This is a genomic window from Lentzea fradiae, from assembly GCF_900100955.1.
GTDB classification, from domain to species: domain Bacteria; phylum Actinomycetota; class Actinomycetes; order Mycobacteriales; family Pseudonocardiaceae; genus Lentzea; species Lentzea fradiae.
The window spans coordinates 1-13,398 of sequence record NZ_FNCC01000036.1 but is presented as its reverse complement, the minus strand read 5'-3'; the positions used below and the strand labels follow the sequence as shown (position 1 = coordinate 13,398).

General features: G+C 71.2%; 11 protein-coding genes. 5 read left to right on the top strand and 6 right to left on the bottom strand.

Annotated features, from left to right (window positions below; genetic code table 11):
- Both BLT23_RS39570 and macS read right to left on the bottom strand, forming a co-directional pair.
- The coding region (locus tag BLT23_RS39570; RefSeq protein WP_143036223.1) for a response regulator at window positions 1–325 on the bottom strand (325 nt) is incomplete at its 3' end.
- Window positions 322–1,482, bottom strand: a complete 1,161-nt coding sequence (macS, locus tag BLT23_RS39565) for a MacS family sensor histidine kinase (protein ID WP_245744601.1) — start codon at window positions 1,480–1,482, stop codon at window positions 322–324. The genes macS and BLT23_RS39570, both read right to left, overlap by 4 nt.
- A gap of 124 nt (window positions 1,483–1,606) precedes the next feature.
- On the opposite strand from macS, the gene BLT23_RS39560 reads away from it, so the two are divergent.
- Window positions 1,607–2,803 (top strand): GGDEF domain-containing protein, encoded by a 1,197-nt coding sequence (locus tag BLT23_RS39560; RefSeq protein ID WP_090060536.1) that lies wholly within the window; start codon window positions 1,607–1,609, stop codon window positions 2,801–2,803.
- A gap of 247 nt (window positions 2,804–3,050) precedes the next feature.
- Here the strand turns inward: BLT23_RS39560 and BLT23_RS39555 are convergent, their stop codons facing one another.
- The gene (locus BLT23_RS39555) at window positions 3,051–4,202 is read right to left on the bottom strand and encodes an AI-2E family transporter (protein WP_090060534.1); all 1,152 of its coding nucleotides are present in this window, start codon (window positions 4,200–4,202) and stop codon (window positions 3,051–3,053) included.
- 81 nt (window positions 4,203–4,283) lie between these two features.
- On the opposite strand from BLT23_RS39555, the gene BLT23_RS39550 reads away from it, so the two are divergent.
- From BLT23_RS39550 to BLT23_RS39540, 3 genes are all read left to right on the top strand, one after another.
- On the top strand, window positions 4,284–6,458 hold the full coding sequence (locus tag BLT23_RS39550) for a translocation/assembly module TamB domain-containing protein (RefSeq protein WP_245744600.1): 2,175 nt from the start codon (window positions 4,284–4,286) through the stop codon (window positions 6,456–6,458).
- A gap of 137 nt (window positions 6,459–6,595) precedes the next feature.
- On the top strand, window positions 6,596–7,384 hold the full coding sequence (locus BLT23_RS39545; RefSeq protein WP_090060532.1) for a hypothetical protein: 789 nt from the start codon (window positions 6,596–6,598) through the stop codon (window positions 7,382–7,384).
- Window positions 7,385–7,632: 248 nt separating this feature from the next.
- Entirely contained in the window at window positions 7,633–10,890 is a 3,258-nt protein-coding gene (locus tag BLT23_RS39540; protein ID WP_143036222.1) for a beta strand repeat-containing protein, read from the top strand.
- Between the two features lie 94 nt (window positions 10,891–10,984).
- Here BLT23_RS39540 and BLT23_RS39535 read toward each other — a convergent pair whose 3' ends face one another.
- The 3 genes from BLT23_RS39535 to BLT23_RS39525 are packed head-to-tail and all read right to left on the bottom strand — an operon-like array spanning window position 10,985 to window position 12,739.
- Complete coding sequence (locus BLT23_RS39535; protein ID WP_090060529.1) at window positions 10,985–11,341, bottom strand: hypothetical protein; 357 nt, start codon at window positions 11,339–11,341, stop codon at window positions 10,985–10,987.
- Between the two features lie 56 nt (window positions 11,342–11,397).
- Window positions 11,398–11,883, bottom strand: coding sequence for a GNAT family N-acetyltransferase (locus BLT23_RS39530; protein WP_090060527.1), 486 nt, complete (start codon window positions 11,881–11,883; stop codon window positions 11,398–11,400).
- 10 nt (window positions 11,884–11,893) lie between these two features.
- Window positions 11,894–12,739 carry an SDR family NAD(P)-dependent oxidoreductase gene (locus tag BLT23_RS39525; protein ID WP_090060525.1) on the bottom strand — a complete coding sequence of 282 codons (846 nt, stop codon included), beginning with the start codon at window positions 12,737–12,739 and terminating at the stop codon, window positions 11,894–11,896.
- A gap of 119 nt (window positions 12,740–12,858) precedes the next feature.
- Between BLT23_RS39525 and BLT23_RS39520 the strand changes: the two genes are divergently transcribed.
- Window positions 12,859–13,398 (top strand): TetR/AcrR family transcriptional regulator (locus BLT23_RS39520; protein ID WP_090060523.1); only part of this gene is annotated, 540 nt, incomplete at its 3' end.

The window sequence follows — 13,398 nt, the reverse complement described above, 5'->3', positions numbered from 1 at the left end:
CCGACGACGCGGACTTCACCAGGTAGCCGGAGGCTCCCGCCTTCACGGCCTGGAGGACGTCGTCGTGTTCGCCGGACGCGGACAGCACCAGGACGCGCGTGTCCGGCAGCTCGCTGGTGATCATCGCGGTGGCGTCGACACCGGACAGCTCGCCCAGGTTGAGGTCCATCAGGACGACATCGGGCCGCACCGCCTTCGCGATGCGCACCGCCGAAGGCGCGTCACCCGCGGTCGCCACGACCTCGAAACCGCGTTCCTGCAGGTCGCGGGCCACGCCCTCGCGCCACATCGGGTGGTCGTCCACGACCATCACCGAGACCGTCATCTCGCCGCACCCTTCCTGAACACCCTGACCTCCCACTCCGTGCCCTCCCCCGGGCCGGTCTGGAGCTCGAGCGTCCCACCGAGCGACTCCACCCGGCCTTTGATCGATTTCGCGATGCCCATCCTGCCTTCCGCGGCCGCCGACGCGATCCTGCCTTCCGGAATGCCGGGGCCGTCGTCGCGGACGCTCAACACGACCTCCTCCCCGAGGTCCTCCAGCAGCACCCACGCCCGTGCGTCCTGACCAGCGTGTTTGTCCACGTTGGACAGCGCTTCGCGCACCAGCGACGTCAGCTCGGCCGCCGCGGGTGCGGGCAGCATCACCTGCGTCGCGGGCGTCGACACCTGGACCCTCGGCGTCGCGAGCACCTGCAGCCCCGGCCTCATGTCGACCTCTCCGTCCACAGTGGAGTCGACCGGCGCGGCGGCGACCAGGTTCCGCAGGGCCACCTCCTGCTCGCCCGCCATCTTCGCCAGCTCGGCCGCCTCGCCGCCGACCTCCAGGCCGCGTTTGCGGACGCGCGCGAGCACCTGGAGCACGCTGTCGTGGATCGACCGGGCCAGCCGCTCGCGTTCCGCCGTCGCCGCCTCCGCCCGCAACGCCTGCGCGAGCAGCACCGCCGACCTCCGCGCTGTCGCCGAGGCCATGCCGACGACCATGCCCGCACCGGCCAGCAGCACGACGTCCCGCAGCAGGTCGAGACTCGGCACGCCCTTCGCGAGGTAGGTGAACAGGCCGACCGTGAGCCCACCCGCGAACCCCGCCGCCGGACCGCCGAGCGCCCCCAGCGCGACCGCAGGAACGCACGCCCAGATCGTCGTGATCAACGGAACGTTCAGCATCAGCAGCTGGTGGTCGGACATGATCAACGGCGACAGCGTCATGAGCCCGCACGTCAGCCCCAGGTCGACGAGCACCAACGGCCACCGCCTGCCCCACGTCGTGCTGTAGGCGCGGCTGGTGAACACCGACCACAGCGCCATCACCCCGAGCGCGGCCCACGCGAGCCACGGCCGGTCGAAACCGGCCTGGTTCGCGATGATGTTGGCCGCCGCGAAGAGGAATGTGACTATGCGTAGCGCGATCGTCCCGCGCCACAGGGGCGTGGCCGGGTCCTCGATCGCCTTCGTCACACGTTCGGCAGGCTCTTTGCGCACGCTGTGCTCCCTTCGGACCCCATCCTGCCGCGAGAACGTGTGCTGGCTAACCCCCAGGTGGCCGTCTTCTGCCGAACGGAGGAATGTGCGACGCTCTCCGGGTTCAGGTGGGGAGGGCATACTCGTGCGCGACTGGCCGATGTGGACACTCCGGCTACCCGCGCTCACCTACTGGCTGCTCGTCGACGTGGCCGCCCTGGCCACCGTCACCTGGGCGATCATCTCCTCCGAGACCCCGGCCCCGTCCGAGATCGGCAGGTTCGCCGCCATCGCGGGCACAGCGGGCGCGGTGATCATCGGCAGCTCCATCTACAGCCACCGCCTCGGCGAGACCGAACGCAACCCGTGGGCAGCACACCTCTCCTACCTGACCGCGGGCGTCCTGGCCCTGCCGCCGAACCTGCTGGTCCTCCTCCTCTTCGGCCCGGCCCTGCACTGCCTGCTCGCCCAGCGCCCCGAGACCTACCGCTGGCTCTTCACCCTGAGCGCCACCGCACTGGCCGTCTTCGGCACCCGCTACCTGCTCGGCTGGACAGACCCGAAGACCAGCCTCCTGATGATGGTCGTGGGCGCCGCCGTCCTCCTGTCCGTGCGAGCGGGCCTGATCGCGTTCGGCCTGAAGCTCCGCACCCCGTCCGCCACGTTCGAGGAGAACGTGGGCGAACCCATCGACGCCATCCTCGGCGTGGTGGCGGTCTCCATCGGCGGCCTGATGGGCTTCGTGGCCCTGACGAACGCGGTCCACGCCCTGATCGCCGGCCCGTCCCTGGCCCTGCTGGAACGAGCGGCCCAACTCCCCCAATGGCGCCGCTCAGCCCAGCGAGACGCGAAAACCGGCCTGGCCAACGCCGTCCACTGGGACAGCAAAGCCCGCTCCGAACTGGCGAAGGGCGCCCCCCGCATCCGCCCGATGGCCGTGATGCTCATGGACCTCGACCACTTCAAACGCGTCAACGACGAGGTGGGCCACCTGGCAGGCGACGCCGCTCTGGCCGCGATCTCCCTGCTGCTCCGCAGCACGCTCCGCCGCGACGACCTGGTGGGCCGCTTCGGCGGCGAGGAGTTCGTCGTCCTGCTCCCCGACGCCTCCCCGGAAGTGGCCGAGAACGTGGCGGAACGAGTCCGCCAAGCCGTAGCCGACCTGACGGTCCCCACGATGGCCACCGACGGAAAACCTCACGAGCTGCGCGGCCTGACCGTCTCCATAGGAGTGGCCACCACCACCCGCTTCGGCTACGAACTGCCAGACCTGCTGGTAGCAGCCGACGCGGCACTCCTGGCCGCCAAGGCGTACGGCCGCAACCTCGTCTCGATGGCCTGAGCACCGCACCGGTTCTGTCCCGCCTCACCCGTCAGGCACCCGTCAGACACCCGCCCGCGTGTCATCCGACCAGCGGACACCGCCGCCTCTCCGTGACATGGCTTTCGCACGCGGGGGCCCCGCGTACCGTCTGCGGGAACGCGGGGTCCCCGCGTTCCCGGCGGGAAACACGAAAGGGAGTCGCGAGTCGGCGGGGCGTTACGGACAGCAATGCTGGAAGTGCGCTTGGGGCGAGGATCGCCTCCGGCTAGAGCTCCTCCACCCGGTCGCTCTTGTCGTCCTTGGGAGCGGTGTCCTGAGGATTCAGCACGTCCACCTTCTCCGGCTTCTGCACGGCATCCGCGTCGGACAACAAAGACCGGATCCCGGAGTTGAGCACCGCGAGCAACGGCACGGCGAGCAGCGCGCCGGCGATCCCGCCGACCACCAACCCACCGGCGATGGCCAGCACCACGGCCAACGGGTGCAGCTTGACCGCACGCCCCAGCAAGATCGGCTGCAAAACGTGCGACTCCAGCTGCATGACCCCGATAAGCACAGCCAACACGACAAGAGCCGCGATAGGCCCGTTGGTCACCAAAGCGATCAACACGGCCACAGCACCCGTGAACACCGCGCCGATGATGGGGATGAAAGCGCCGAGGAACACGAGCGCGGACAGCGGCACCACGAGCGGCACACCGATGATCGCCAAGCCGATGCCGACACCGAGGGCGTCCACGACGGCGACCGCCGCCGTCGCGCGCACGTAGGACACGAGGGAGCTGAAGCCGCGGCGGCCGGCCACGTCGACGCGCTGGCGGACTTCGCGGGGGACGGCGCGGACCACGAAGCGCCAGATCCCGTCGCCGTCGTGCAGGAAGAAGATGAGGGTGAACAGGGCCAGCAGGAGGCCCGTCAGGGCCTCGCCCACGGTCGCGGCGGTGGTGAGCGCGCCGGACGTGATCTCGGCCTGGTTCTCCTTGATCGTTTTGACGAGGTCGTCGATGTAGTTCTGCAGCTGCTGGTCGGACAGGTGCGCGGGGCCGTCCTTCAGCCACGTCTGGATGGCGTCGAGCGACTTGCCGACCTGGGACTGAAGTTCCGGCAGGCCGCGGGAGAACTCGCTGATGACGAACGTCAGCACGCCGCCGAGGACGCCTATGCCGAGGATCATCATCACGGTCGTCGCGACGCCTCGCGGCACGCGCCACTCGACGAGCTTCGTCACGCCGGGTGAGAGCAGGGCCGCCAGCAGCAGTGCGATGGCGACCGGGATCACAATGGTGGCGAGGAAGCCCAGGACGTACGCGACCACGTACAACGCGGCCACCACGACGACGAACCGCCAGCTCAGCGCGGCACTCACCCGCAGCAGCAGTGGGACGCGGCTGCTGATCTCCGACTCCGGTGTGCTCACGGACCTCACGTTAACTGCTCAGCCCCTCGCCAAGGGGGAAGGTGATTGGGGATGATCCGGTTCGTCGGGGGGAGAACGACAGTGATCAAGCCGGAAGACTTGACCGAGGTGGAACGCCTGGTCGCCGGAGCCTATGCGGGTGGCACCGAGTTCGACCTGACCGGGCAGAGCGTGCGGGGCGAGGTCCTCACCGGGTTGCTGACCGGCCTGTACCGGGTGCCGCGCAAGGGATTGCCCGCCCTGCGACTTCGAAACGCCCGGATCACCGGCAGGTTCGAGCTGGAGGGCACCCGCGTCACGCGGGTCATCGACCTCACCCACTGCACGTTCGAGCAGCCCCTCGACCTCCGCATGGCGCGGCTCATCGGGCTGCGGCTGCGCGGCACCCGCGTTCCCGGTCTGCAGGGCCGCAACCTGCGCGTCTTCAGCGACCTCGTGCTGGAGGCCGGGTTCACCTCCACCGGTCCCGTCGACCTGACCGACGCCGCGGTCGACGGCACGCTCCGGCTCGCGGGCTCGGTCCTGCGGTCGGGCACCGACCACGCGCTCCTGGGCGCGCGGCTGAGGGTGAGCGGGTCGGTGCAGGCCATCGCGATGCGGGCGCACGGCGAGGTCCGGTTCCGCGGCGCGACGATCGGCGGCAGCGTCCACCTCGGGGGCGCGCGGCTCGTCAACACGGGGCGGGAAGCGCTGGAGGCGTCCGGCATCGTCGTCACCGGCAACGTCTACTGCAACGCCGAGGGCGGCCGGTTCACCGTGGACGGACGGGTGCTGCTCGACGGTGCGCGCGTCGGCGGCAACCTCGAGTTCACGGGGGCGCGCCTGCACTCCACCCACCGCGTCGACCAGGTGCTGATCATGCCGCAGGGCCTGCTGGACGAGGCGGCGACGCTCGTGGCCGACCGCATCCGGGTCGAGGGCAACGTCGAGCTGGACGACGGCTTCACGAGCACCGGCACGGTCCGGCTGCCGAACGCGACCATCGGCGGGTACCTGCGGATGTCCGGTGCGGTGATCGGGCCGCGCGACGTCGCGGAGGAGCTGGCCGGCGACATCACCAACCGCATCCCGGTCGCGCTGCACGCGGACGGCATGGAGGTCCGCGGCGACGTCGAGGCCCGCAGCGCGGTCAACGGCTCCGGCGGCCGGTCGCTGCCCCTGCAGACCTACGGCCAGATCAGGTTGTCCAACGCGCACATCCTGGGCAGCGCCAGCATGTCGGGCGTCTCGCTGCACGGGCCGGGCATCGACGTCCTGTTCGCCGACCGGCTGCGCGTCGGCGGCACGCTGTTCATGCGCGAGCTGAAGGCCAAGGGCTCGGTCCGGCTTCAGAACGCGAACATCGGTTCCACGCTCGACATGTCCGGCGCCGTGCTGACGGCACCGCGGATGCGCGCCAACGGCACGCAGAAGCCCTCGCTCGACGTCCGCGCCATCACGGTCGGCAAGGACCTGTTGTGCAGCCGCGGGTTCACGGCCGTCGGCGGCGTGCGGATCAGGCTGGGCGAGGTCGGCAAGATGGCGACGTTCAGCGACTCGCACCTCGGCTCGACGGCCGCGGACATCGCGTTGAACGCCTACGGCCTCACCGTGCACCAGTTCCGCCTGCACATCCCCGAGGGCCAGCAGCCCAAGGGCAAGGTGGTGCTGAGCAGGCTGAAGGCGGTCTCGGTGACCGACGGGCCGGGGCTGTGGGACGCGGAGGGCGGCGTCGAGGTCGACGACTTCGAGTTCGCGGGCATCACCGCCGACCCGGACGTGCCGGTCGAGACCCGGCTGCGCTGGCTGCTCAAGGTGCAGCCGGACTTCGCGCCGGGACCGTACGAGCAGCTCGCCGCCGTCTACCAGCAGGGCGGTGAGGAGGAGCTCGCGCAGAAGGTCCAGCTGGAGAAGCAGCGCCGCCGCTACTCCGAGCTCGGCAAGGCGGGCCGGGTGTGGGGCGCCGTGCAGCGGTGGACGGTCGGCTACGGCTACCGGCCGTGGCTCGCGATCTGCTGGCTCGGCGTGTTCTGGCTCTTCGGCGCGCTGTGGTTCAACTGGCACCCGATGGTCAAGCTCAACGACGACGAGGACCCGGTGTGGAACGCCTCGCTCCTCGCGCTCGACCTGCTGATCCCGATCATCGACTTCGGCCAGGACGGCAAGTGGCGGTTCACCGGTGCCTCGCAGTGGATCTCCGCGCTGCTCATCGCCGTCGGCTGGGTGCTCGCGTCGACCGCGGCGGCCGGTGCCGCGCGGGTCTTGAAGCGGGTGTGACGGTCACACGATGTAGCTAATCGGACGCTCTGGGCGTGCGTTCGGGCCGACGGGCCTGGCAAAGTCGCCGACGTCGACTTGATCAGTTGGTCGTCGACGAATCTCTTGAGCGCCACCGAGTAGCGAGGTTTCCCGCGTTGTCCTCTGCCGAACAGCGAGCGAAGACGGGAGCGAACGGCATCCGCCGGTTCGCCGCCCGCGCGCTGCTCGCCGTCGGTGGTGCGCTCGCGGGAACGGCCGTTGCCTGGGCGCTGACCACGTCCGCCGCGCAGGCCACCGAGCCGGTGCCCGCGGGCGACGGACAGCAGATCGACGTCGTCACCCAGCTCGTCGCGAAGACGGACGAGACGCTGCCGGTCGTCACCCCCGCCGCCGCGGCGGTGCACAAGATCGACGAGACGCTGCGCACCGAGCAGGAGAAGGCGCGTGCCGCCCTGCCGGAGACGCCGGTGTCCCAGGCGGTCGAGCAGATCGCCGGACGAATCCTGCCGCAGGTCACCAGGACCGGTCAGGCCCAGACGCCCGCCACCGGGCGGGCTGAGGACGTGACGTTCCCGGAGACCCCGGCCCCCGCCACCGAGAACGAGGCGACCGGCCTGCCGCCGGTCACCGAGGTGGTCTCGCACGTCGCCGGAACGTCCGGCGCCACGTGGACGGACCTGCTGGAGCAGCACGACGCCGTCGTGCCGTCCGAGCAGCAGCCGTCCCTGCCCGTCGCCCCGCTGCCGAAGCTGCCCGTCCCGGCCCCCGCGCCGGTGCAGTGCGCCTCGTGCACCGACGGCGCGGGTTCCGCGAAGGGCAGCACGGCCGCTGCCCTCGCCTCGTCCGGTCACGTCCTCGGCCACTCGGTGACGCGCGCCCTCGCGCCGTCCACCGACGAGGTGACCGTGACGCCGGGCAAGCAGCCCGGTATCAACCCCGACTGATTTCCGCGCGCGGTCCGCGACCAGCCGAACTCCCCGGCTGTTCCGGAACTCGACCGTCGCGCGTTTTTCCATGCGCTCCTTCCGGTCGACCACCGCGTGCGACTCCCCCGGTGATGACGCGCCCCTCCCCGTGCGCGTCCGGCCCACCCCGTGAACTCCCCTGACCGCAGGGGACTTTGGAAGGAGACTCAATGCAGACCTGGGCAAAGCGCGGATTCCAGACCGCGTTTGTCACTGGTGGTTTGCTGATGCTCGGTACGGGCATCGCTTCTGCCCAGGAGAACGTCGACCCCGACGCCGCTCCGTCGCCCATCGACGTCGGCGCCTCGATCCCGGTCAAGGCGGACCAGAACAGCGTGTCCGTCCCGGGCCGTGAGGTGAACGTTCCCAAGGTCGACCGGACGGTCAGCACGGACCGCGTCACCAGCGCGGTGCCGACCCGCGCGGCGGCGCCCGCCGCGAACCCGCTGATCCGTCAGACGAACCAGCAGCTGCAGGGCACCGCGTTCCAGCACACGTTCCGGGGCAACAGGATTCAGGGACACCTCGACGTGCCGGTCGACGTCTGCGGCAACGCGGTCGCGGCCGGGGGCAACTCCCAGGTGTCCGCCGACTGCACCCAGTACTTCCACCGCGACGGCACGATCGTCACCGACGGCAAGGGCCAGTCGCTGGCCGGCAACGTGGTCGCCGTCGACCACGTGCTCCCCGTCCAGGTGACCGGCAACGCGATCGCGGTCGGCGGCACGGCCATCGCGCGCACCGACGCCGAGCAGGTCTCGACGACCGGCGGCGACATCACCACCAGCGGTGAGAAGGGCGCCATCTCCGGCAACGTCCTCGCCGAGCGCGGCGCGACCCCGGTCCAGGCGACCGGCAACGGCATCGGTGTCGTCGGCATCGCCGACACCACCTCGACCGCGGACACGTTCGCCTCCTCCGAGGGCGTCGTGCGCACGAACGGCGACAACAGCACGATCTCCGGCAACGCCGTGCCGATCCCGCTGGCCCCGCTCGTCGAGCTCAACGGCAACGCGATCACCGCGATCGGCAACGCCACCACCGACGCCGTGCAGAGCGGTGCCGCCTACGCGGGCGGCAAGACGCACACCAGCGGCGACCCGGCCACCCTGGCCGGCAACGTCATCGCACCCGCCCTCGCGGGCCCCGCCACGGTCGACGACAACGCGGTCGCCGCGCTCGGCAACGCCCTGGCGATCAGCGACACCACCAACGAATCCGTCGCGGGCGGCGAGACCTTCACCAACGGCGACGGTTCCACGGCGTCCGGCAACGTCGCCGGTGTCCCGATCTCGCTCCCGGTCGCCGCGGGCGGCAACGGCGCGTCCGCCGTCGGCAACGCCCTGACCGACCACTCCAACGAGGCCAACTCGAAGGCCGGCGGCAACGTCTTCACCGTCGGCGACAACTCGGTGCTGTCGGGCAACATCGCCGACGTCCCGCCCGCCACCGCCATCGACGCGTGCGGCAACGGCGCGACCCTCGCCGGCCAGGCCGCGGGCACCTGCGAGAACCGCGTCCAGTCGACCACCGGCGGCTACCAGGGCACGCTCGGCAACGACTCGGTCGGCTCCGGCAACGTCGCGCAGACCCCGCTCGCCGTCCCGCTGGAGGCGTACGCGCTGGCCGCCGCCGTCCTGGGCCAGTCCACCGGGTCGGCCGACGAGGTCAAGGACGTCACGTCGAGCGGCGCGCCGAACACGACCGACGACCACGGCACGGTGTCCAGCAACATCATCACCACGCCGGCCGCCGCCGCTCCGCAGGTCTTCGCCGTCACGGCGGGCATCGTCGGCAACACCGCGTCGGACGCCTCGAACGACACGTCGGTCACGGCGGGCGGCTCGCCCAGCGCCACCGGCAAGAAGGGCTCGGTCGCCGGCAACATCGTCCAGGTCCCGACCTCGACCCCGGCGCAGGTCTTCGGCGACGGCATCACCCTGGTCGGCAACAACACCACCGTCGCCGACAACCTCACCGACATGAAGGCGGGCGGCAACGCCGTCACCACCGGCGAGCGGGGTTCCCTGGCCGGCAACGTGATCTCGGCCCCGGTCGCCACCGGCACCCAGGTGCTCGGCTGGTCGCTCGGCGCGGGCAGCAACGTCAACGCCATCGCCACCAACGACCTCGAGTCGGTCGCGGGCGGCAAGGTGCACAGCAACGGCGACCACGGTGCCGTCGCGGGCAACCTGCTCGGCGTGCAGCCCGCGGTGCTCCCGGCCGTTCCCGGCAACACGGTCTCCCTCGCGGGCAACACCGCGTCCGACGTCTTCAGCGACACCTTCGTCAAGTCGGGCGACGACAGCACCACCTCGGGCGAGGACGCCTCGGTGTCCGGCAACCTGCTGCACGCCCCGGTGAACGTGTTCGCCGGTGTGTACGCGAACGCGGTCGCGGTCGCGGGCAACGCCACGACCGTCACCGACAAGATCTCGCACACCGAGGCCGGTGGCGACATGGTCACCGAGGGCAGCGGCCCGCTGACCGCCCGCGAGATGACGGTGCCCGTCGAGACGACCTTCAAGCTCGCCCGCATCCCGATCGAGATCCTCGGCCAGGCCACCACGGCAGGGTTCGACCGGGACGTGCAGCTCACCGGCGAGGACGACGGCACCCGCCGCGCCACGCAGCTCAAGGGCATCCAGCTGCCCAAGGGCGTGGACGACCTGATGAAGGCCAACGAGGTGCCCGCGCTGAACGGCCTCCCGGTGGGTGGCCTGCTGACCGGCCTGCCGCTGAACCCGTTGGCGCTGGCCGGAAAGCTGCCCCTCCCCGGACTGCCCGGCGCGGGCAAGGAGCAGCGCACGACCCTGCCGCTGAACGGCGGCGCGGCCGGCATCACGCCGAACGTGGAGGGTCTGCCGGTCGCCGGGGTGCTGGAGGGCGTGAAGCGCCTGCTCCCGGCGAGCGTCAACGAGCAGGCCGTGCCCGCTCTCAGCCAGGCGGCCGTGCCGGCCGTGACCGAGAAGGCCGTGCCCGCTCTCACCCAGGTCGCGGTGCCGACTCTCGCCAACCAGGCGGTGCCGGCGCTCACCCAGCAGGTGCCCGTGGCGAAGCAGCGCGCTTCGCTGCCGCTGAACGGCGGCACGGCAGGCATCACGCCGAACGTGCAGGGTCTGCCGGTCGCGCAGGTGCTGGACACCGTGAAGCGCCTGATCCCCGCGGGTGTCACGCAGCGTTCGATGCCCGCGGTGCCGTCGGTGCCCGGTGTCCCGTCGCTGCCGTCCCTGCCCGGCGTCCCGTCGCTGCCGGTGACCGCTCCGGCCCTGCCGCTCCAGGTCCCCGGCCTGCCCACCGAGCGCTCGCTGCCGACTCTGCCGGTCGGCGGCCCCTCGGTGTCGGGTCTGAACCTGAACCCGACCGAGGGCCTGATCCCCGCGGGTGAGCGCTCACTGCCCGTCTCGAAGCTCCCGCTGGGTGCTCCGATGGCGGTCCTGACCGGTCCGGCTCGCCTGTTCGAGAAGGTGTCCGGCCAGCTGTAACACCCCCCCCCGCAGTACCGCAACACCCTCCTCCGGTGAGAAGCCGAGCCCCGGTGACACGACGGTGTCACCGGGGCTCGGTGCCGTTCAGGGGTCAGTGCTGTGCGGCGGTAGCGATGAGGTCGTCCGGCTCCGCGTTCCCGTCGCTTGTCACCCAGTGGACCCGTGGGCTGTCCCCGACCAGCTGCCTGACCAGCGACGCGATCGGCGAGCCGTCCCCGAAGTCGTGCTCGGCGACGACGGCCAGCACCTTCTCGTGGAAGCGGGCCACGGTGAAGTCCGGCCGCAGCCCCGAGCGCAACGACCGTGCGGCGTCCAGCACCGAGTCCGGCGCCGTGACCAGCACCAGCGTGACGAGCGTGCCGCGGGTGCGGGCGCGGATCAACGACTGCTCCAGGCGGTCGAGCAGCAGCGCGTGTCCGGGCAGGCCCGTGAGCGGGTCGTGCAGCACAGACCGTGTCTAGTGCAGTTCCGACGCGTTGACCAGCGTTGTCGCGCCGCAGAAGGTCAACCGTCCGCGTGAATGTCCTTGCTCAGCAACGTTCCATGTGGTCGGTACCCGGACCGCGAGTAGAACGCCGCGGCCCGGTCGTTCGTCGCGAAGACGTTCGCGTGCACCAGCGAGGCGCCGTGGGCGGCGGCGACGCGTTCGGCCTCCGCCACCAGGGCCGCGCCGATCCCGCGCCCCCGGTACCCGTCCAGCACGACGGTGTGGACGTCCGCCGCCCGGCGCGGCACCAGGATCTGGTGGTCGGGCGGGTTGCCGTGCAGCAGCACGACCTCGGCCATGCCCACCACCTCGCCGTCCACCTCGGCGACCGTGATCAGCGCGTGCCCGGCGAACGCCTCGAAGTGCCTGCGCACCGCCTCGGGGTCCGGCATGCGGAAGAGCCCGGGGTCGAGCTCGACGTGCCGGGCGGCGTTGGCGAGGCGCAGGCGGACGAGCGCGGACACGTCCCCGCGCCCCGCCCGCCTGATCAGTGGACCCTGCATCGGGTCATTCTCACGCCTGCGGAGCGGGAACGGCCTTCTCGGCGGCACGCGACGTCTCCTCCCAGGCCGCCCAGGTCTCCATGCGCCGCCGCGAGATGTCGAAGGCGACGTCGTAGACCATGCTCCCGAGCAGCAGCCGCGACGGCGGTTCGTCACTGGCGACCAGCTTCATCACGGCCTCGGCGGCGAGACGCGGTTCGCTGTCGACCGACCCCTCCGCCCACATCTTCTCCAGCTCCGCGCGCAACGGGTCGTAGACCGGGTTCTGGCTGGTCGCCCGGCTGCTCGTGTAGAGGTCGGTCCAGTAACCGCCCGGCTGCACGATGGTGACCTTGACGCCGAACGCAGCGGCTTCGGCGGCGAACGCCTCGCTCATGCCCTCCAGCGCGAACTTGCTGGCGCTGTAGAGGCCGGTGCTCGCGAACCCGCCGAGCGCGCCGATGCTGGAGATCTGCAGGACGTGCCCGCCCCCGGCGGCGCGCAGGTGCGGCAGCACTGCCTGGCTGACCCACAGCGCACCGAAGAAGTTGACCTCCATCTGCGCACGTGCCTCGGCTTCGGTGAACTCCTCCACCATCCCGCTGAACAGCACTCCGGCGTTGTTGACGACGACGTCGAGCCGCCCGAACCGGTCGACGGCCTGTCCGACGACGTCGAAGACGGCGGCCCGGTCGGTGACGTCCAGCGTCAGTGCGACGAGGCGGTCCGGGTGTGCGGCGACGAGGTCGTCGAGCGGCGTGACGTCCCGTGCGGCGCCGACGACCCGGTCTCCCGCGGCGAGCGCGGCTTCGGTGAACGCCCGGCCGAGACCGCGGCTGGCACCGGTGACGAACCAAACTCGGGGTGAGGCTTCCATCTGGCGACTCCCATTCGCGAGACGAGACGGTTCGTCTCGTCGATGGGCGTCAGCCTGCCACACGATTCCGGATCTGACAAGACGGACCGTCTCGTCTCGCGAGTTGGTAGGCTCCGGTCATGCCCGCGAAGGTGTCGCAGCCCCCGAACCCCGCCCGCCGCAGCGAGACGGCCCGGCGAGCCATCCTCTCCGCCGCCATCGGCCTGGTCGGCGAGGTCGGCTACGCGAAGTTCAGCATCGAGGCCGTGGCCCAGGCCGCCGGAGTCGGCAAGCAGACCATCTACCGGTGGTGGTCCTCGAAGGGCGCGCTGCTCTTCGACGCCTTCCTCTCCTTCGCCGGCGAAGGAGAGGCCGCGGCGCTGCCCGACACCGGCGACCTGGCCGCCGACCTGAAACTGGTCCTGCGCGCCACGGTCGACGAGCTCGCGGACCCGAGCACCGACCTGGCCATGCGGGCGATGAACGTCGAGATCGTCAACGACCCGGCACTGGCCGCCGAGTACGCGGCCCGCCTGGACGGCCCGATGCGGGAGCTGAAGAGGGAACGCCTGCGCGCCGCCGTCCGCGCAGGCCAGCTCGCCGAGGACACCGACCTCGACACGGCCGTCGACCTGCTGTGGTCACCCGTCCTCGCGCGGTGGCTGCACCGGACCGGTCCG

Bases quoted from the DNA above. Each gene is read 5' to 3' on its own strand.
- BLT23_RS39540 (WP_143036222.1), top strand. From the start codon at position 7,633: ATGCTCGGTACGGGCATCGCTTCTGCCCAGGAGAACGTCGACCCCGAC.
- BLT23_RS39530 (WP_090060527.1), bottom strand. From the start codon at position 11,883: ATGCAGGGTCCACTGATCAGGCGGGCGGGGCGCGGGGACGTGTCCGCG.
- BLT23_RS39525 (WP_090060525.1), bottom strand. From the start codon at position 12,739: ATGGAAGCCTCACCCCGAGTTTGGTTCGTCACCGGTGCCAGCCGCGGT.